Origin of the sequence: Vibrio sp. FE10, assembly GCF_030297155.1 — a bacterium.
Taxonomy (GTDB): domain Bacteria; phylum Pseudomonadota; class Gammaproteobacteria; order Enterobacterales; family Vibrionaceae; genus Vibrio; species Vibrio apostichopi.
This window is the reverse complement of record NZ_AP028068.1, coordinates 1,524,669-1,542,392: the sequence shown is the minus strand read 5'-3', so window position 1 is coordinate 1,542,392 and position 17,724 is coordinate 1,524,669. Positions and strand designations below refer to the sequence as shown.

17 protein-coding genes are annotated in these 17,724 nt (G+C 43.6%); 9 read left to right on the top strand and 8 right to left on the bottom strand.

The annotated features are described in order from the left end of the window. The first annotated feature begins 170 nt into the window (after positions 1-170). Positions 171-1,151: a TDT family transporter gene (locus QUF19_RS23800; protein ID WP_286300329.1), complete on the top strand. Its 981-nt coding sequence runs from the start codon at positions 171-173 to the stop codon at positions 1,149-1,151. Between the two features lie 157 nt (positions 1,152-1,308). Here QUF19_RS23800 and QUF19_RS23795 read toward each other — a convergent pair whose 3' ends face one another. The 7 genes from QUF19_RS23795 to hmpA form a co-directional block, all read right to left on the bottom strand. Beyond that, on the bottom strand, positions 1,309-2,124 hold the full coding sequence (locus tag QUF19_RS23795; RefSeq protein WP_286300327.1) for a phosphodiesterase: 816 nt from the start codon (positions 2,122-2,124) through the stop codon (positions 1,309-1,311). Between the two features lie 4 nt (positions 2,125-2,128). Further along, positions 2,129-3,211 (bottom strand): ABC transporter ATP-binding protein, encoded by a 1,083-nt coding sequence (locus QUF19_RS23790; RefSeq protein ID WP_286300325.1) that lies wholly within the window; start codon positions 3,209-3,211, stop codon positions 2,129-2,131. 13 nt (positions 3,212-3,224) lie between these two features. Next, positions 3,225-4,013, bottom strand: coding sequence for an ABC transporter permease (locus tag QUF19_RS23785; protein WP_286300323.1), 789 nt, complete (start codon positions 4,011-4,013; stop codon positions 3,225-3,227). 2 nt (positions 4,014-4,015) lie between these two features. Next, on the bottom strand, positions 4,016-4,828 hold the full coding sequence (locus QUF19_RS23780) for an ABC transporter permease (protein WP_286300321.1): 813 nt from the start codon (positions 4,826-4,828) through the stop codon (positions 4,016-4,018). 48 nt (positions 4,829-4,876) lie between these two features. Further along, a complete protein-coding gene (locus QUF19_RS23775) occupies positions 4,877-5,914 on the bottom strand; it encodes an ABC transporter substrate-binding protein (RefSeq protein WP_286300319.1) in 1,038 nt (345 codons plus the stop codon). A 23-nt stretch (positions 5,915-5,937) separates the two neighbouring features. Further along, positions 5,938-6,951: a substrate-binding domain-containing protein gene (locus QUF19_RS23770; protein WP_286300318.1), complete on the bottom strand. Its 1,014-nt coding sequence runs from the start codon at positions 6,949-6,951 to the stop codon at positions 5,938-5,940. 420 nt (positions 6,952-7,371) lie between these two features. After that, a complete protein-coding gene (gene hmpA / locus QUF19_RS23765) occupies positions 7,372-8,568 on the bottom strand; it encodes an NO-inducible flavohemoprotein (RefSeq protein WP_286300316.1) in 1,197 nt (398 codons plus the stop codon). Positions 8,569-8,918: 350 nt separating this feature from the next. Here hmpA and norR point away from each other — a divergent pair, with 350 nt between their 5' ends. Further along, positions 8,919-10,511 (top strand): nitric oxide reductase transcriptional regulator NorR, encoded by a 1,593-nt coding sequence (gene norR, locus QUF19_RS23760; protein WP_286300314.1) that lies wholly within the window; start codon positions 8,919-8,921, stop codon positions 10,509-10,511. Positions 10,512-10,600: 89 nt separating this feature from the next. Then, positions 10,601-10,960 carry a glutaredoxin family protein gene (locus QUF19_RS23755; RefSeq protein ID WP_029223355.1) on the top strand — a complete coding sequence of 120 codons (360 nt, stop codon included), beginning with the start codon at positions 10,601-10,603 and terminating at the stop codon, positions 10,958-10,960. 124 nt (positions 10,961-11,084) lie between these two features. On the opposite strand, the gene QUF19_RS23750 is transcribed toward QUF19_RS23755, so the two are convergent. Continuing rightward, positions 11,085-11,720, bottom strand: a complete 636-nt coding sequence (locus tag QUF19_RS23750; RefSeq protein WP_286300313.1) for an OmpA family protein — start codon at positions 11,718-11,720, stop codon at positions 11,085-11,087. A gap of 269 nt (positions 11,721-11,989) precedes the next feature. Here QUF19_RS23750 and QUF19_RS23745 point away from each other — a divergent pair, with 269 nt between their 5' ends. The 6 genes from QUF19_RS23745 (at position 11,990) to QUF19_RS23720 (ending at position 17,658) form a co-directional block, all read left to right on the top strand. Continuing rightward, entirely contained in the window at positions 11,990-12,616 is a 627-nt protein-coding gene (locus QUF19_RS23745) for a thioredoxin domain-containing protein (protein ID WP_286300311.1), read from the top strand. 42 nt (positions 12,617-12,658) lie between these two features. After that, the gene (bamJ, locus tag QUF19_RS23740; protein ID WP_286300309.1) at positions 12,659-13,132 is read left to right on the top strand and encodes a BamJ family beta-barrel-assembly machinery protein; all 474 of its coding nucleotides are present in this window, start codon (positions 12,659-12,661) and stop codon (positions 13,130-13,132) included. Between the two features lie 232 nt (positions 13,133-13,364). Further along, positions 13,365-13,958, top strand: a complete 594-nt coding sequence (locus tag QUF19_RS23735; protein ID WP_286300307.1) for a TetR/AcrR family transcriptional regulator — start codon at positions 13,365-13,367, stop codon at positions 13,956-13,958. A 180-nt stretch (positions 13,959-14,138) separates the two neighbouring features. Continuing rightward, positions 14,139-15,170 (top strand): NADPH-dependent curcumin/dihydrocurcumin reductase, encoded by a 1,032-nt coding sequence (curA, locus tag QUF19_RS23730; RefSeq protein ID WP_286300305.1) that lies wholly within the window; start codon positions 14,139-14,141, stop codon positions 15,168-15,170. Between the two features lie 33 nt (positions 15,171-15,203). Continuing rightward, positions 15,204-15,824 carry a glutathione S-transferase family protein gene (locus QUF19_RS23725; RefSeq protein ID WP_286300303.1) on the top strand — a complete coding sequence of 207 codons (621 nt, stop codon included), beginning with the start codon at positions 15,204-15,206 and terminating at the stop codon, positions 15,822-15,824. A 151-nt stretch (positions 15,825-15,975) separates the two neighbouring features. Continuing rightward, positions 15,976-17,658, top strand: coding sequence for an RluA family pseudouridine synthase (locus tag QUF19_RS23720; RefSeq protein ID WP_286300301.1), 1,683 nt, complete (start codon positions 15,976-15,978; stop codon positions 17,656-17,658). Positions 17,659-17,724: the final 66 nt, after the last annotated feature.

Genomic DNA, 17,724 nt, shown 5'->3' with positions numbered 1-17,724 from the left:
AAATCAAAAAAGCAAACGTTAAACTTGGTATCATCCACTCAAAATTAGTTGAACGCCCTCAACATCTATTGATGGCACAGCTATACGCTCTAACTAGAGCAAAAATTCTATTATTCACTGATATTCTATAAGCACCCACATGCTGTAGATAACTGAGCTGGAGCAAGTCGTTGAACTGGAGAAGATTAACCCAAGTAAAAAATGTGCCGCCTTCTCAGGCGTCTTTAGCACTTGGTGTAATTGGACTAGGACAAGCTTGGGCATTATACCTTCCAGGGGTTGGTGAGATCATTCGCCCTTACCTTGCTGCTTTCGGTGCGCTGTTATTACTGCCCGTTTTACTTCGTTATCTCACCAGCTTTAATACCTTCATCAATGATATTCGCCATCCACTAAGCGGAAGCTTAATGGCACCGATGAGCATGGCGTTATTGATTCTGTGTGACTATCTCGCTGAGATATCTCCAATAATCGCCTACCCAATTTGGTTCTGCGCGTTATTGCTGCACTTTACGATGATGGTGTTGTTCTTCGGTTTCCAAATCGTCAATTTCAAAATGTCGAACATTGTTCCAAGTTGGTTTCTGTATCCGGTAGGACTGATAAGCAGTTCATTAGCAGGTACACAGTTTGGGCACACTGTCTTTTCAGAAACGCTGGCCGCGACGTGTATTGGTATCTACTTCTTCATGTTACCCGTAGTGCTATACCGCTTGGTTTTTGAAGGGAATTTACCTCGAAGAGCAAGACCAACATTGGCAATCATGGCAGCGCCAGTCAACTTATCTTTGGCCGCTTACTTAGTCAACTTTGATAACCCAGACCCGATCCTGACCGGCGCTTTAGCGGGTATCGCCATCACCATGACCCTGCTGATTTACTTGTGTTACATCCGCTTGATGCGCTTAAAGTTCCAACCTTCCATTGCTGCGGTTACCTTCCCATCAGTGATCAGCGCCATTGCCATGCATCGCTTAACCACCTTTTTCGGCGCTGAATACCCACAATGGTACTGGCTACACAAGTTTGGCTTCTTCGAGCTTACCATCGCGACTATCTTGGTGATTTGGGTTGCTGGCGGCTATGTGAAAATGTACTGGCCTGAGTTTTTTGATTCTGATTACATGTCCAAAAAGGTTAAGCGTTCTTAGAGTTGACTTGGTAAAACTCAGTTGTTTTATCTGTACCAACAAAAACTTAGCTCTTAGCTCTTAGCTCTTAGCTCTTAGCTCCCAAAATAACGCCATTTGTCACGTGTAACAAATGGCGTTATTGGCTCGCAATGAATCAACTTACGATCGCAATGGTTTAATCGATCAAAGCACCATATTGGTCAAAGAATGGATAGGGACCATCACTATCTTCTATGTAGCTAATATGAGAAACCACAGAATTCTCAGCTATGGTCAGAAGCTGTATAGCTTTAGGTTCTAATGAAAATGACGAGTTTGCCTTTGGATCCAGATCTAATGTGACTGAATGACTATGAGAAGGCCCCACCCAAACTGGAATTGAATTCCAAACTGCCGTAATTGGTCGATGTAGGTGGCCAGCACAAATACCCAAGATATTGCTAAAAGGCTTAATTACTTCGTAAAATTCATCAGCATTCTGCAAGTTCTGCACATCCATATGATTTAAACCTACGGCCATCGGTGGGTGATGGATGAACAACATTATTGGCCTATCTCGATATTGCTCCAATACCAAACTAAGCCATTCCAAAGTATCCGCTGCTAAATATCCATAAGGTTTACCAAGGACCGAAGAGTCTAAGCCAATAAGCACTTCGTCATGGATATCTACGACAAAATTACAATATTCATCGTGATCAAATGAAACAAGATTCGACAACCCCTGACGCAGATTGTGTCTATCATCATGGTTCCCAGGAATAACATACAATGGCATTTCAAATTCTGCGAGAGCCTTATTGATCAATTGATACTCTTCAGACACTCCGAAATCACCCAAGTCTCCCGTCACCACAACACAATCAGGTTTTGGATGTAAGGCATTGATATGATTGACGGCATCATACAAACAAGTCAACGTATCGACTTTCTTATAGGCGTGCTTGCCACCCTGCTTGATGTGCAAGTCTGTCAGTTGTGCAATTAACATGGTATTACTTCTTCAAAGGGATGAGCCGTTCAGGGGCAAAAGAGACCGCTACAACTTGACCAGTTTGGTAATCAACGCGCGCAAAGCAATCAACCATCAAAGTGCTCATTTTCTGTACCCCAGAGAGAGTGACACGTGTACGATCACCAAGAAAGACCGTACTAATAACCGTTGCCGTTAGTCCGTTGTTTTTATCAGTCACTTCCGTTAATAAAATATCTTCAGGCCTTAGCATTACGCTAATTTCTTTGTGAGTAGATACTTGTGCGAGAACCTGATCGGGCAAAATAATCTGCTTACATGTATCCAACAACAGGCATCCCTCACTCACCTGTCCTTCGAGACGGTTCATTTGACCAATGAAATCGGCAACAAAATTGTTAACCGGACTCAAATAGATATCTTTTGCTGAGCCAATTTGTGCGATTTCTCCATGGTCTAAAACTGCAATTCTATCGCCCATAGCCATTGCCTCTTCTTGATCATGAGTCACATAAATCGCTGTTATTCCCAACCTTTTTAGAAGGTCTCGGATATCGCCGCGCAACCTTTGCTTCAGTAGAGCATCTAACGCGGATAACGGTTCATCCAGTAAAAGGACATCGGGTTCAGTAATGATAGCCCTAGCTAACGCAACACGTTGACGCTGTCCGCCAGAAAGCTGATGTACGTTTCGACTGGCATACTTTTCCAAATCGAACATCTTAAGCATTTCTTTGAGTCTTCCTGCTCGTTCAGACTCACCAACACCACGAACTTTCAAACCATAAGTGATATTTTCACTTACATTCATATTTGGGAATAGCGCATAAGACTGAAATACCATCCCCACTTTACGCTTCTCGATAGGCAAACCAGTAACATCGTGGTCACCAAACACAATGGTTCCACCGTTGTCATCAGCAAACTCTAAGCCCGCAATCATACGTAATGTGGTTGTTTTTCCGCATCCTGATGGTCCAAGCAAAACTAAGATTTCGCCCGCCTCGATTTTTAGGCTCGTTGGCTTCAGCGCCAGTGTGCCATCTGGAAATGTCTTCGTAATATTGTTTAGCGAAATTTCTACGCCATTTTGCTGTTCTAACATATTGATTTTGATCTTAATTATTTGTCACTGGTTTCTTGTTCAATGCTTGAGCCAAGACCAATAGAGGGAGAATTAAACAAAGGAAAATTAGTGTGTAAGCCGAGCTAATTTCAAGCCTCATTGAAGCGTATGAGTCAGCTAAACCCACTGGTAAAGTCTTAGTTAATGGCGTGTGTAGCATCCATGTCAGGTTAAATTCACCAATTGACAAAGTGAGAGTCATCAACATACCTGCGACAATACCGGCCTTGCAGTTGGGAATTATCACATCAAAAAATCGCGGCCAAAAAGTCGCGCCAAGACTTGCTGCTCCTTCCTCAAGAACACGGAAATTAATACTCTGCAAAATTGACAGCACCGACTTAACCATGAACGGCAGTGTAAAAATCACATGTCCAACGAGAATAAACATCCAGCTTGATCGGAAGTCAGTGAATCCTCCATAGGCTAGAATTAAACCTAACGAAATAGCCATCCCCGGAATTGCAATGGGTAGTGTTAGTAGCTCGTCAAAAATAGAAGCCCATCTACTTTTACTTTTCGCAAGTACGTAAGCACAAGGCACACCTACGACAACATTAATTAGCGTGGTAGCGATAGCTATTTGCAAAGTTAGCCAAATAGTATCTGAGTACAATGCCCATACCTGTTCAACCCACCTAAACGTAAATCCGCTTTTAATACCGACAAAATAGTTATTTGTCAGGCCAGCGACTACAGACATAAATACGGGCACAATCAAGAATGCGCAGACGGTCAGTGTGAATAGAAGTTGAATGTAGAAGTATTTGTCTTTCTTCATGATTAGCCCCCCATCGCAACTGATGCGTTACCATGACGCTTCGCCAACGCTAGACAAACCCAAGTAGCTAAACCAAGGATTAAGCTCAGCGCCGCTGCCATGGCAAAATTGGCATTGAGCGTAAATTCTGTATATATCGTCATAGGGAGAACGTTGATGTTCGTTGCCAACGTAAACGCGGTACCAAATGCGCCCATTGACGTAGCAAAACATATCGAACCCGAAGAAATTAACCCTGGGGTTAGAGCTGGAAGTGTCACATCCTTAAAGATCTGCCAACGATTTGCACCTAATGAACGACCGGCTTCAAGTAGGTTATGATCAAGCTTTTCAGCAGTTCCCATTACAGTCAAAACCACGCGGGGAATAGAAAAATATAAATAGCCCAAGAATAGCCCTGCCATTGTGTATGCGAACATCCAACGATCACCCGTTAACATCAGCCCTAACTGGGCAAAGAGCCCTTGCCTTCCCGCAAGCATGATGACAAAAAATCCAATAACAACGCCCGGGAAGGCCAGTGGAAAGCTCAACATCGCAACCAAGAGCTGTTTACCTTTAAATTCATAGCGAGTTAAAAATAGTCCTGTGATGGTCGCTATCGTTAAACTAACTAAAGTCACAAGAACAGAGAGTCCAACCGTCGATACCAGACTCTTGAAATAAATAGGTCTGGTTAAAATATGCCAATAACTTATAGCGCCACCATCCACTAACGACACCTTGACTAGCTGGGCGACAGGCAATAAAAAAAATGCACAGCTAACGATGATGGCTGGCAAAATCAGAAATAAGGAAATACGATTATTTTTCATAGAGATATTGGCGGGCTTAACCCCGCCATCCAACATTTTGATAAGCTATTAATTCACTTCTCGGATATACATATCCGCAAACGTAGACTGGTTTTCAGACATTTTTGCAAAGTCGACAGACCCAACTCGTTCGTATTCTGATGCAGGAAGAAATTTACTCTGTGCCTCTTCACTCATAACGCCATCGATAGCCGGGCGTAAGTATGCTTCAGCCCACAGTTGTTGGCCTTTATCTGACAATACAAAGTCTAAAATCTTCTGGGCATTTTCTGAGTTTGGAGAGTTCTTAACTTTACTCATTACATAGGGAACAGCAATTGAGCCTTCCTTAGGAATAACAAAGGCAGCATTAGTAAAGTCATTGTATTTGGCACGATACGCATTGAAGTCATAATCGATTAAGATTGGAATCTCTCCAGAAATCACACGAGCATAAGAGGTTTGTCTAGGAACTATTGGACGGTTATTAGCCAACTTCTTGAAATACTCAATTGCTGGGGCAAAATTATCAATACTCCCTCCCATGGCTTCATTCACCGCTACCGCACTCGCGTAGCCAACAAAGGCACTCGTTGGGTCTAAGTATCCCACCATCCCACGATATTCAGGTTTTAAAAGGTCTTCCCAACTTGTCGGTACGTCAGCACCATCAAGTGCGTCTACGTTTACAAAAAAGCCAATCGTACCTGAGTGAATAGCAAACCAGTTCCCATTAGGATCTTTCATGCCTTCAGGTATCTGCTCCCAATTCTTTGGTTTATAAGCGTCTACAACACCTTGCTCTGTCGCGTTAATACCGAAAGAAACACCGTAATAAACCACGTCAGCAACTGGGCTATTCTTTTCTGCCACGAGTTGGGATAAGGACTGGCCTGAGTTCTTGTTGTCCATGGGAACTCGTATTCCTAGCTCTTTATTGATCAACTGAAGTTGCCCACCCCAGTTCGCCCATTCTGGTGGACAGTTGTAACAAATAGCATTGGATGCCTGAGCCTGAAAAGCGACTCCAGCAAAGCCAATGAATAAGCTAGCTAGTTTTCTCATTTTTGATAACTTTCCAGCTTGTAGTAAATGATGTTGTGTCATTATGTTCTCCAACAAATCGTCCGTTAACTAAATTGGGTGATAACCGGAACCGCACCAAGCGATCCCTCCATTTGTAATTCATATTTCAGCGAAAATTCACGCTTTGCGATTGAGCCAGCTTTCGTATTAAACAAAATATCGACAGCCATTTTTCCCATATCGAAATGTGGAACAGCAACCGTCGCCAAGCTAGGGCAAACCAACTGCCCAAGCCCCATACCATCAAAACCCACAACTGAAACGTCTTGTGGGATTCGTCTACTTTTACTCTTCAATGCATTTATTGTTTTCAGCGCGAGCAAATCATTGCTGCAAAACCAAACCGTAGGACCACACTCACCACTTAGTAACCTCATCTCAGAGTCAGTGAACGGAACAAGTTTGTTTTGGTCTACTTCAAGAAGCAGGTTTAATTCAGCACCCTTCTCATAGAGACCTTGTTTGAATCCTTCATAACGTTTTTTTGCACGGTCGGATGAGGCGAAGTGCCCTGTAATCATTCCTATCTTTGTATGGCCATATTCTAGAATTTTCTGTGCAACATCCTTGCCGGCCTGATAGTTATCAACGTAGACACAGGGTTCATTTTCAACAGATTGGTTGTGAAGCAAACAATAAGGAAACTTAAAACTGCGTAATAATTCGAGTGCAGCATTATCAGACACGTCGGCTATCGTTAAGATCACTCCTTCCACTCTTTGACGGATCAGATCGATAGCTGCTTGTTGTTCTTGTTCACTATCATATTGAGTGTCCAGCACTATAGTCGAGTAGCCAAAATGCCGAGCACGCTGCTGAATACCTGCAACAACTTCTGAAAATACAGGATTTAATAAGCTCGGAATCAATACGCCAATCGTTGGGTTTTTATTGAACTCAAGAGCATGCGACTTCCTGTCTATTCGATAACCGGTTGTATCGATGACACGCTCGATCTTTTGAGCTGTAGCAGAAGCCACAGATTTTGGTGTGTTAACGAATCGAGAGACTGTCGCAGGGGAAACTCCCGCGAGAACTGCCACATCCTTGATATTCACTCGTTATCCCTACTCATCCCGTTAATTGATGAACGCAAGACTAGATGACAGGTGTGACAGTTTTATTAATGAAATTAGGCAATATCTACACTTTTAACCAACGTTAAAAGCACATTCAAAGCAAATGGCGTCACTTTGATTTATGAAACAACTTTGTTTCACTCAATAACACGGATTTTCTAATGATTTATTTCGAATGAAAAAAGTCATTTAAGAGATGTAGGTCAATGAGATCAGCGTAATACGATTCGACTAAATAAAATTTGGGATTGCTGCGACCAATTTAAATCGCAGGTCACATAGTCATGACCAACACTATTTGAAGGGATGAAAAACAAAAAAGGCCTCACAATGTGAGACCTTTGAATAGGCAAGGTTGTTAATCGATCAGGCGAGTATTACTAGACCTGCTGGGAGATCTTAGAAGTCAGCGTGAGGGCCAAATACTTCGTAATGTACGCGTGAGCGATCCACTTTAAGTGCGTCTAACTGCTCTACGATGTTCTTCATAAAGCCAACAGGGCCACAGATGTAGAAGTCGCTCTCTTCAAAGCCGTTAGTATCTGAGATTGACGCGAGATCCATTTGACCTTCATGTGTGTTCTCACATGCAGACTCGTCTTTGTTCATGTACCACGTTTTCGCTGACCAACCTTTGTCGGCAACAATGTCTTTTACACGAGTCGTGAAAGAGTGTTGGCCTATGTTTTCACAAGCGTGAAGGTAAAGTACCGGTTCGTTTTTCTGTTCGTTGTTCAAGAACTCAAGCATAGACTGCATTGGCGTTACACCAACACCCGCAGAGATAAGCGTTACTGGCTTGCTGCGCTCTTGATACATAAAGTCACCCGCTGGTGCGTATAGGCTAACTTCATCGCCGATAGCAACGGTATCGTGCATGTGGTTAGAAACAACACCTTGCGTTTCTTGACCTTGGCCTTCACGCTTCACAGAGATACGGTAGTATTTTCCGTTCGGCTTGTCTGACAGTGAATACTGACGAATTTCGCTGTACTGCGCGCCTTCAGGCTTCACTTCAATACCGATGTATTGACCTGGAGTGTAATCTAGAACTTCACCGCCATCTTTTGGCTCTAGGATGAAGCTAGTAACCAGTGCTGACTCTTCGATCTTGTTTGCGATAACAAACGTACGTGCCGCTTCCCAGCCACCAACAGCTTGCTTACGCTGTAGGTAAAGCTCTGCTTCACGGTCGATGAACACTTGCGCTAAGAACAAGTAAGCCGCTGTCCAAGCTTCTTCTACTTCTGGCGTAAACGCGTCGGTAGCTAATTCACGTAGCGTTTCAATCAGGTGAAGACCAACAATTTGGTAATGCTCTGGCTGAATGTTAAAGCTTGTGTGTTTCTGTGCGATACGCTCAACCGCCGAGGTTAGCGCCGCTAAGTTTTCGATGTTTTTTGCATAAGCCGCGATAGCTTCAAACAGTGCCACACCTTGGCGACCTGTTCTTTGGTGAGTCATATTGAAGATATCTTTCAACTCAGGGTTATGTTTAAACATACGTTGATAGAAGTGTTGAGTTAAAGCAGGGCCTGCGCTTTCTAAAAGAGGAATCGTCGATTTGATGATGTTGATATGTAGATTGTTTAGCATTGATTTACTCCGAACACTTAGTCTTTTGACCGTTGATGTCAATTTGACTAGTTTTATTTAAAGGTGACTTTATACCAATTCTTTCTCAATGAGCTCTATGGCTACATTTTGTTATGAGAATCACGTGGACTGATAAATTCGCATTAATTGATTCAAATCAACAATAGGTCAGATATTCAGCCATATAGACAACACGTAATGGACACATTGCACAAACGATGCCAACATGCGAAAGCTTGCTGTGTCTGGCATCCTTTCGAAAATTCACTTCAAACTTTAGTCAAAAAGACCTTTTTTTTGTGTCATAAAGACTCTACCATGTATAAAAATACAAACAGTATGAGCCCTTTATGCAAGATATCTCAGCATCCACTCTTATGGAAATGACCATCGGTCTCGCTAGCGGTGTGAACGATCAAGATCGTTTCAATCGCTTAATCGATGCTATTCGCAAAACCATCACGTGTGATTGTGTCGCGCTTTTAAGCCTTCAAGGCGACACGCTAGTACCCATCGCAATGCAAGGGCTCAGTCGAGATACATTCGGTCGTCGCTTTATCATTTCAGAGCACCCTCGCTTTGAAGAGATCTGCGCGTCTCGTTCTCCTGTTCGTTTTGATTCAGACAGTTCCCTACCCGATCCTTTCGATGGTTTGCTTATTGACCACGACGGCGATCTACCAATGCACGCTTGTATGGGCCTTCCACTGTTATTCGGTGAGAAGCTACTCGGGATCCTGACGTTAGACAGCCTAAAGCCTGATGTCTTTGCGAATATCCCTGCCCGTAATCTCGAAGTACTGGCAGCCATTGCAGCTTCAACCATGCAGATGGCACTGACGTTCTCGCAATTAGAACATCAAGCAAAACAATCAAAGCAACTGTTAGAAGAGTTAAACGTTGAGGCGTGGGAACGCGATGGCGGCGAACTGATCGGTAAAAGCGATACCATGGTTGCGCTTAAGAATGACATTGCGATTGTCGCGCCTTCAGAATTCAATATCCTGATTCATGGTGATACTGGTGTAGGTAAAGAGTTAGTGGCTCGTACTCTGCATCATCAATCACAACGTAAGCGTAACCCGCTTGTGTATGTTAACTGTGCAGCGATTCCTGAAAACTTAGTAGAAAGTGAACTCTTCGGTCACGTTCGTGGTGCATTTACTGGCGCAGACAAAAATCGCCTTGGTAAATTTGCTTTAGCAGACGGCGGCACCCTGTTCCTAGATGAAATCGGTGAACTGCCTTTAGCGGCACAAAGCAAGCTGCTACGTGCACTGCAAAACAACGAAATCCAACCGGTAGGTCAAGACAACATTCAAACCATCGATGTTCGCGTATTGGCTGCAACCAACAGAGACTTAAAACAAGAAGTCGAAGATGGCCGATTCAGAGCCGACTTGTATCACCGACTCAGTGTTTACCCTATCGCGGTACCTGCGCTTAAAGATCGTGGTGACGACATCAGCTTGCTAGCGGGTTTCTTCCTTGAACAGGCTCGCCGTAAGCTTGGTATCAACCAAGTTAAGTTCCGTTCTGATGTGCTTGTATTCCTGAACCGTTATGGCTGGCCAGGTAACGTACGTGAGCTTGAACACGTAATCAGCCGTTCAGCACTCAAAGCACTGGCTCGTAGCACCAACAAAAATCTTGTGACCATTACTAAGGAAGATTGCGGTCCTCTCGACCAAGATCAGCCTATCGCAACGACACAAGTGAAAACCACGCCGTTATCAACACCTACTATTGACCTGACTGCAGGTTTACGTGGCGCAACGGACGATTTCCAGCGTACGATAATCACAGAAATATTAGAAGATGCGAATTTTAACTGGGCACAAGCTGGGCGAATTCTGAAAACAGACCGCGCAAACCTGACCCGACTATCAAAACGTTTAGGGTTAAATGTGGCTAAGTCTCACACGATCGAACGGACAAAATAGATATTAGCGGTTTGTTGCGAGCATCTGACAAAACTTGTGTATATAATGCTGCAAATTGTAACGCTAATTTTAAATATGTAGAGAGAGTTATGAAGTTTATCCGTTGGTTCTTAGGTCGCGTCATTTTGCTATTGAATTTTGTTTTCAGCCCTCGTGGTGTGAAACGTTCTCAAGAAGAACAAAGCCAAGTAAATGAGCAAGCAAAAACGCACACGTTATACCAATTCGAAGCGTGCCCATTTTGTGTAAAAGTGCGCCGCGCGATGAAACGTCAATCGGTTCAGTTTGAACTTCGTGATGCAAAAAACAACGAACAACACCGTGCAGAGCTTGAAGCTGGCGGCGGTCGTGTGAAAGTGCCTTGCCTACGTATTGAAAAAGACGGCAAAACTGAATGGATGTACGAGTCTTCAGACATCGTCACTTACCTAGAAAAGCAATTCGCATAAGCTGACAACGCTCAACGAAAGTCAGATACAAAAAATCCCTCTTATGTGAGGGATTTTTTATATCTGTTATTTGTATCTTCAGTGTCGGCTAGTAGCCTTGTGCTTTTATAGCTTGTTACACATGCTATTTAGCCACAATCAGCATGAGTTCAACACGGCGATTACATGCTTTACCTTGCAGAGACGCATTGGTGCACGCAGGAACATACTCACCGAAGCCACGAGTATAAATAGAGCGGCTAGAAACATAGTTACTCTCTAATCGAGCTTTCACTTCTTTTGCACGCTGCTCTGATAGAGGATCATTGATTTGATCAGAACCTGTATTGTCAGTGTGACCTTCAATCACAACATCGATATCTTGGCGCTGAGAAAGATAGCTGCCCAAAGTATCTAACCATTGATTGTAAGCCGGTTCCGGGAAGGCAGAGCCTGTTTTAAAATTCACATGTTGCTCAAGCTTTACCATCACATGGTTACCCGGCAGAACTTCAAAATCGATACGGTTTTGTCTGAGGAAAACTTCTAGCGGATCATTGGTTGAGACGCCACGACCGTAGTTGGTAGTAATGGTTGTTTGCTGACGAGTATTGCTCTGCATTGAATAGCCACGATTACTTGCTAAATGTGTCGCCTGAACCACGCCCCATTCTGGGTGCATAAGATCGTAATCGGTTTGTGGCGCTGTCTCTAGCATGTCACCGACAAGTAAATCAGTTGGTGACGAGGCTTCACACCCAGCCAAAGCTATGCTTAACATTATTGCTAAATATCTCATTACTTCACCAACCACTCATGCAGATAAACCATTCACTAATGTCTATATCGGCACCAAGAGAAAAACTTTAGGCAAAAACTTTAGACGAAAAAAACACATCCAAAAAAAGTGCTTTTGATCACAGTTAACCGTCAACTAGCCTGTCATCACCCGCTAGTTCGAACTGTTTGCATTTATTTACCTTATAATTGTTTTCCAATTCTTACTAAATAGTTAGAATCTCACGACTTCTCAACGCTAGAGCAAACATTATGTTTAAACCATTTACTAAATTCATTATAGCAATCGCTGCCGTGCTTATTATCGCGGGCTGTAGTGAAACTGATGAGCCACAACAAGGTGTTCAATATGAAGCACTTCCAGCGGCTCTGACTGAATTTAACTTATCTCCGATCACTGAAATCTTCTCTCTTAATTGTGGTCACTGCCGTCAAATGGAAAGTGCAATTCCAGAGATTGAATCACTGACTGACCAAAAGATTGGCAAAGTTCATGTGACCTTCAACGAAAGCGCTCAAATCAGCGCGATGATCTACTACACAGCGGTAATGCAACTTGACGCTACACCTGACCACGCATTCATGGATGATCTATTCGGTGCGGTTCAAATGGGTGCAGATGTGACACCTGAGCAACGTCAACAAGCTTTAGAAACAGCGTTTACTTCTCGCGGTCTGGTTAGCCCATACCAACTGAACAAAGAACAGCAAGTGGCGCTTTTTGACTTTATCAAGAAAGCAGAAGAGATCTCTGTGAAAGGTCAAATCAACTCAGTACCGACTTTTATCATCAATGGTAAGTACCAAGTCCTAACTGCAGGCCACCAAGATGTTCAAGGTATCGCGAAAACAATCAACTACCTTTTGACTCAGCCGTAACGGCTTTTCTCTATAAAGAATCAACAATAAATAGGTTTTACTATGTCTAAATTTATCATCCCGGTCATTGTCTTCATCTTGGCTGGTTTCATGATCTACCGTACTTGGATGAATCATAAATCTGGTGACGAAAACTTCGAGCAAGGCCAACAGTTCCTTATCGAGAACGGCACTAAAGAAGGTGTTGTAACGACTGAAAGTGGTCTTCAATACCTAGTTCTTGAAGAAGGTACTGGTACAGAACACCCAACAAAGAACAGCAAAGTAACGGTTCACTACCACGGTACTCTGCTTGATGGCACAGTATTCGATAGCTCTGTTGAACGTGGCGAGCCGATTTCATTTGCTCTTAAGCAAGTAATCAAAGGCTGGCAGGAAGGTTTAACTTACATGGTTGAAGGTCAAAAAGTTCGTCTATTTATCCCAAGCACATTAGCTTACGCTAAAGGCGGTTCAGGCCCTATCCCACCATCAGCGACACTGATTTTTGATGTTGAGTTAATCTCTATCAAATAATCTCATCGCTATAGAGCAAACGAGAACCTTGATTTAAGCCCCGACATGCTTACCATGTCGGGGCTTTTTTATGCGTAACTGTTTGTTTTGGTGTTGTTTGATTTTTGATGTTTCTAAGCAACTGGTCGTTAAATGATTCACAAACCAAGATCAAATAAGCCAAAACCCAAGATCAAACAAGCCAAAAACCAATCACTAGACGACTGGTCTAATTTAAATTATAGTACTGCCCATGAACGAAAAAACGAATGACACACGCCTACATGTTTTAGATGTTGGCTACCAATTAATAGTGAACACCGGCTTTACGGGCGTTGGCTTATCGCAATTGCTTAAAGAAGCGGACGTTCCAAAAGGGTCGTTTTACCACTACTTTAAATCGAAAGAGCAATTTGGCGAGGCTCTGATCCAGCACTATTTTGAGAATTACATCAACCGCGTTGAAAGCCTTTTAGTTCATGGTGAGGGCAACCATTACCAAAGAATTATCAGTTATTTCACTCGATGGTCACAGATTGAAAACGGCACGTGTAACGCTCATAAATGCTTAGTCGTTAAGCTCAGCGCTGAAGTCTCTGATCTTTCTGATCCTATGCGCCAAGCCTTACTTAAAGGGGCTGAAAAAGTGACCTCTACAATACAACACTGCGTTGCTGGTGGTATTGAAGATGGCTCCATCAAGGTTAAAGACAGCCAACAAGCCGCTCAGAATCTATATTCAATGTGGTTGGGCGCGAGTTTGTTGAGCAAGCTAAGCCAAAGTTCACATAGCTTAGAATCAGCGCTATCTCTTACCGAACAAATTTTAAAGGGTGAAAGCCACTAACGCGCACTGCGCCTTATTCGCTTTTACTGGCTTCAAATTGCTTTAACTTGCTTTAACTTGCTTTAGCTTAAAAGAAATCACCCGCCCTTTATCAATTTGATGACGGCGGGATTTTTAGACAACAAGACTAGACGACTGGTCTAATTCTAAATAAACATAATATAAAATTAAGGACATCCAATGACTCAACAAGACAATCGCCGCATCGTATTGGCTTCTCGCCCAGTTGGCGCACCGACTCAAAATAACTTCCGCTTAGAAACCGTGACAGCGCCAACGATTAAAGATGGCGAGATGCTACTTCGCTCGGTTTATCTCTCTCTTGACCCTTACATGCGTGGCCGAATGAGCGATGCGAAATCTTACGCTGATCCAGTTGCTATTGATGAAGTGATGGTAGGTGCAACCGTTTGTCAGGTTGAAGAGTCAAACAACGCTGATTTTGAAGTTGGTGAATGGGTACTGGCTTACACAGGTTGGCAAGATCTTGGTGTGTCTAACGGCGAAGGCCTTATCAAATTAGGCAAGCAGCCAACTCATCCTTCTTACGCACTTGGCATCATGGGTATGCCGGGCTTTACCGCATACATGGGCTTGCTGGATATCGGTCAACCGAAAGAAGGCGACACGTTAGTTGTAGCAGCAGCAACGGGCCCAGTAGGCGCAACTGTTGGTCAAATCGGTAAGCTAAAAGGCTGTCGCGTAATTGGCGTTGCAGGCGGTCAAGAGAAGTGTCAGTACGCGAAAGAGGTACTGGGCTTTGATGAATGTATCGACCATAAAGCGGATGATTTCGCAGAACAGCTGGCTAAAGCGTGTGACAACGGCATCGACGTTTACTTTGAAAACGTTGGCGGCAAGGTCTTCGACGCAGTAATGCCTTTGCTTAACACAGGTGCTCGTATTCCTGTGTGTGGCCTTATCTCTCAGTACAATGCAACATCACTTCCTGAAGGTCCAGATCGTATGTCTAGCCTTATGGGCACTCTTCTGGTCAAGCGTATTAAGATGCAAGGTTTCATTATCTTTGATGACTACGCACACCGTTACAACGAGTTTGCTGTACAAATGACAGAATGGTTGTCTCAAGGCAAGATGCATTACCGTGAGCACTTGATTGACGGTCTAGACGAAGCACCACAAGCTTTCATGGGTCTATTAGAAGGTCAAAACTTCGGTAAGCTTGTTATCAAAACTAACGAAGCAAAATAGCTCAATCAGCTGAAACATAAAATAGGCAGAATCATGATTACTTTGCATCACCTAAACAAATCGCGTTCAAAACGTATCATCTGGCTACTGGAAGAACTTGGGGTTAATTACCAAATCAAACCATACCAACGAGACAGTGTAACGTTTTTAGCACCACCAGAATTGAAGTCCGTTCACCCTCTTGGTAAATCTCCGGTCATTGAAGATGATGGCGTTGTGATTAGCGAGTCTGGTGCTATCACCGAGTACCTAATCGACAAATACGGTCAAGGTAAGTTCGCACCCGTGCGTGGTACAGCTGACTATGTAGAATATTCACAGTGGCTTCACTTCGCTGAAAGCTCTGGCATTTTGCCAATGCTGCTTAAAATCTTTGTGATGAAAGACGGTTGCGAAACTAATTTCCTTGGCGGCTACGCTGACGATGAAAACCAAAAGGTCCTAACCTTTGTCAACGAAGCGCTTGAAGGTAAAACTTACCTTGTTGCTGATACTCTAACGGGTGCTGATTTCATGATGTCGTTCATCGTAGAAATCGTAGGTAACTTCGGTGCTACTGCGCTCTACCCTAACATTGCTAAATACGGTGATCTTTTAACGAGTCACCCTGCTTACCAAACAGCCGAGCAACTTGAGCTAGATCACTCGAACTGATCGAGTTTCAATCAAGCTCGTGCGTCCTTAGGATAAGTACAAGCAACTAAATGAAGCCAAAGCCGATTTATCTTTCGCTTTGGCTTCTCATTTGTCTTCATTTCGACAACAATACCGAACTCTAACTGAACAGCCATAGAGTTTGATCTTCATGTCAGCAAACCTTGCTCAATACACACCACTGCACGCTTTAAACCAACCAGCGAACCAAGACTTATCGCTGCCCACTCAGTTTACGTTTCCGTATTACTATACTCCGCACCCAATGTATGAGTTAGCAATGCAGCAGCTTCAACAGTCACTGCTTGACTGTGGTGTGAATGAAACCTCGCAAGGCAACCTCTATGCAGTACTTCTTGTTCAGAATCCAACAACTCAAGAGCTAGGCTACCTTTCTGCATTTTCTGGTTTGCAGTTAGATTCTTCACTAGCCTCTCAGCTAATAGACATCGACTTTGTGCCTTCTGCTTTTGATGGGCAACAGTTTCAAATCCAAAACACGCAAGGCTTAACCCAGCAAACTGCTTTGGTTGATGAGATTACGAACCTCGAACAAACTCATAATCTAGATGAACTAACATCAAGCCTAAATGAACTCAAAAACGATGCGAGCAAAGCAGTTGAAACATTTCAACTTGCAATGGCGGCCAACAAGGCAGAACGTACGGTTCTAAGAGAAAAAGCCAATCAAGAGAAAGCGTTGGGGAATATTGATTCAGCCGCTGACCTGCTTAAACAGTTAGGCAACCAAAGCAGCCAAGAAAAGCGCGACCTAAAAGCACTGCGTATCGAGTGGAAGCAAAAGATCGCAGAACGCCAGTCGCGAGTTGATGCCATCGAGAATGAACTCGAAAGCCGCAAGCAAGAATACCAAGCGATTTCGGGCGAATTAGAAGCGCAACGTTTGTCTCATTATCGCTTTATCAACCAAGCTCTCGAATCAAAGAGCATGCTTGAATTGTTAGATGGCAAAGACGCACTTGAAGGCTATGGCGACTGTTGTCTGCCTAAGCTCCTTAATTGTGCTTTTGAACACGGATTTAAGCCATTAGCTTTATCTGAGTTTTGGTGGGGGTTGCCTCCAACGGCTGTCATCCGCCAGCACGGAAACTTATACCCAGTTTGCCAAAGCAAAAGCTTCGAGATCCTCGACCACCAGCTAAACGGCATCGAGTTAGAAGATAACCCGCTTATCGTGAACCCTGCGGTTGGCAAATCGTTTGATATTGTTTATGAAGATGACCAGATCGTGGTGGTGAATAAACCTGAAGAGTTCTTGTCGGTTCCTGGCAAGTTCATCGAAGACTCGGTTTATACACGTATTAAAGCACGTTACCCCGATGCAACAGGCCCTTTGATTATCCATAGGTTAGATATGTCGACGTCTGGATTGTTGATCTTGGCACTGACCGCAGAGTCCAATAAACACATTCAGAAGCAATTCATAGAGAGAACCGTAGAAAAGCGTTACACCGCTCTGCTTGATGGTGAAATCCACGGTAAATCTGGCGATATTAGCTTACCCTTGCGCGGCGACATAACAGACAGGCCAAGACAATTAGTTTGCCATGAACATGGACGTAATGCAGAAACTCATTGGGAAGCGGTCAGCACCAATAATGGCAAAACCAAGGTTCACTTATACCCAAAAACAGGCCGCACCCATCAACTACGCGTACATTGTGCTCACCCGTCAGGCCTTGGTGTCCCAATCCGCGGTGATGACCTTTATGGCTATAAACGTGAACGTCTACACCTTCATGCGGGCTACCTAAAACTGATTCACCCGACCACAGGCAAGTGGATCGAGTTTGAAGTGCCGTCAGAGTTTTAATCCCTATCTTTAGTGTGGGGCTTTCGAGCCCTACTCTTCTCAAATATCCCGCTAGTAAGCTTTCAC

Excerpts from the sequence above, each read along its gene's own strand:
- QUF19_RS23735 (WP_286300307.1), top strand. The coding sequence starts at position 13,365 with ATGAACGAAAAAACGAATGACACACGCCTACATGTTTTAGATGTTGGC.
- QUF19_RS23780 (WP_286300321.1), bottom strand. The coding sequence starts at position 4,828 with ATGAAAAATAATCGTATTTCCTTATTTCTGATTTTGCCAGCCATCATC.
- QUF19_RS23725 (WP_286300303.1), top strand. The coding sequence starts at position 15,204 with ATGATTACTTTGCATCACCTAAACAAATCGCGTTCAAAACGTATCATC.
- QUF19_RS23720 (WP_286300301.1), top strand. The coding sequence starts at position 15,976 with ATGTCAGCAAACCTTGCTCAATACACACCACTGCACGCTTTAAACCAA.
- QUF19_RS23790 (WP_286300325.1), bottom strand. The coding sequence starts at position 3,211 with ATGTTAGAACAGCAAAATGGCGTAGAAATTTCGCTAAACAATATTACG.
- QUF19_RS23785 (WP_286300323.1), bottom strand. The coding sequence starts at position 4,013 with ATGAAGAAAGACAAATACTTCTACATTCAACTTCTATTCACACTGACC.
- QUF19_RS23775 (WP_286300319.1), bottom strand. The coding sequence starts at position 5,914 with ATGACACAACATCATTTACTACAAGCTGGAAAGTTATCAAAAATGAGA.
- curA (WP_286300305.1), top strand. The coding sequence starts at position 14,139 with ATGACTCAACAAGACAATCGCCGCATCGTATTGGCTTCTCGCCCAGTT.
- QUF19_RS23795 (WP_286300327.1), bottom strand. The coding sequence starts at position 2,124 with ATGTTAATTGCACAACTGACAGACTTGCACATCAAGCAGGGTGGCAAG.
- hmpA (WP_286300316.1), bottom strand. The coding sequence starts at position 8,568 with ATGCTAAACAATCTACATATCAACATCATCAAATCGACGATTCCTCTT.
- norR (WP_286300314.1), top strand. The coding sequence starts at position 8,919 with ATGCAAGATATCTCAGCATCCACTCTTATGGAAATGACCATCGGTCTC.
- QUF19_RS23750 (WP_286300313.1), bottom strand. The coding sequence starts at position 11,720 with ATGTTAAGCATAGCTTTGGCTGGGTGTGAAGCCTCGTCACCAACTGAT.
- QUF19_RS23745 (WP_286300311.1), top strand. The coding sequence starts at position 11,990 with ATGTTTAAACCATTTACTAAATTCATTATAGCAATCGCTGCCGTGCTT.
- bamJ (WP_286300309.1), top strand. The coding sequence starts at position 12,659 with ATGTCTAAATTTATCATCCCGGTCATTGTCTTCATCTTGGCTGGTTTC.
- QUF19_RS23755 (WP_029223355.1), top strand. The coding sequence starts at position 10,601 with ATGAAGTTTATCCGTTGGTTCTTAGGTCGCGTCATTTTGCTATTGAAT.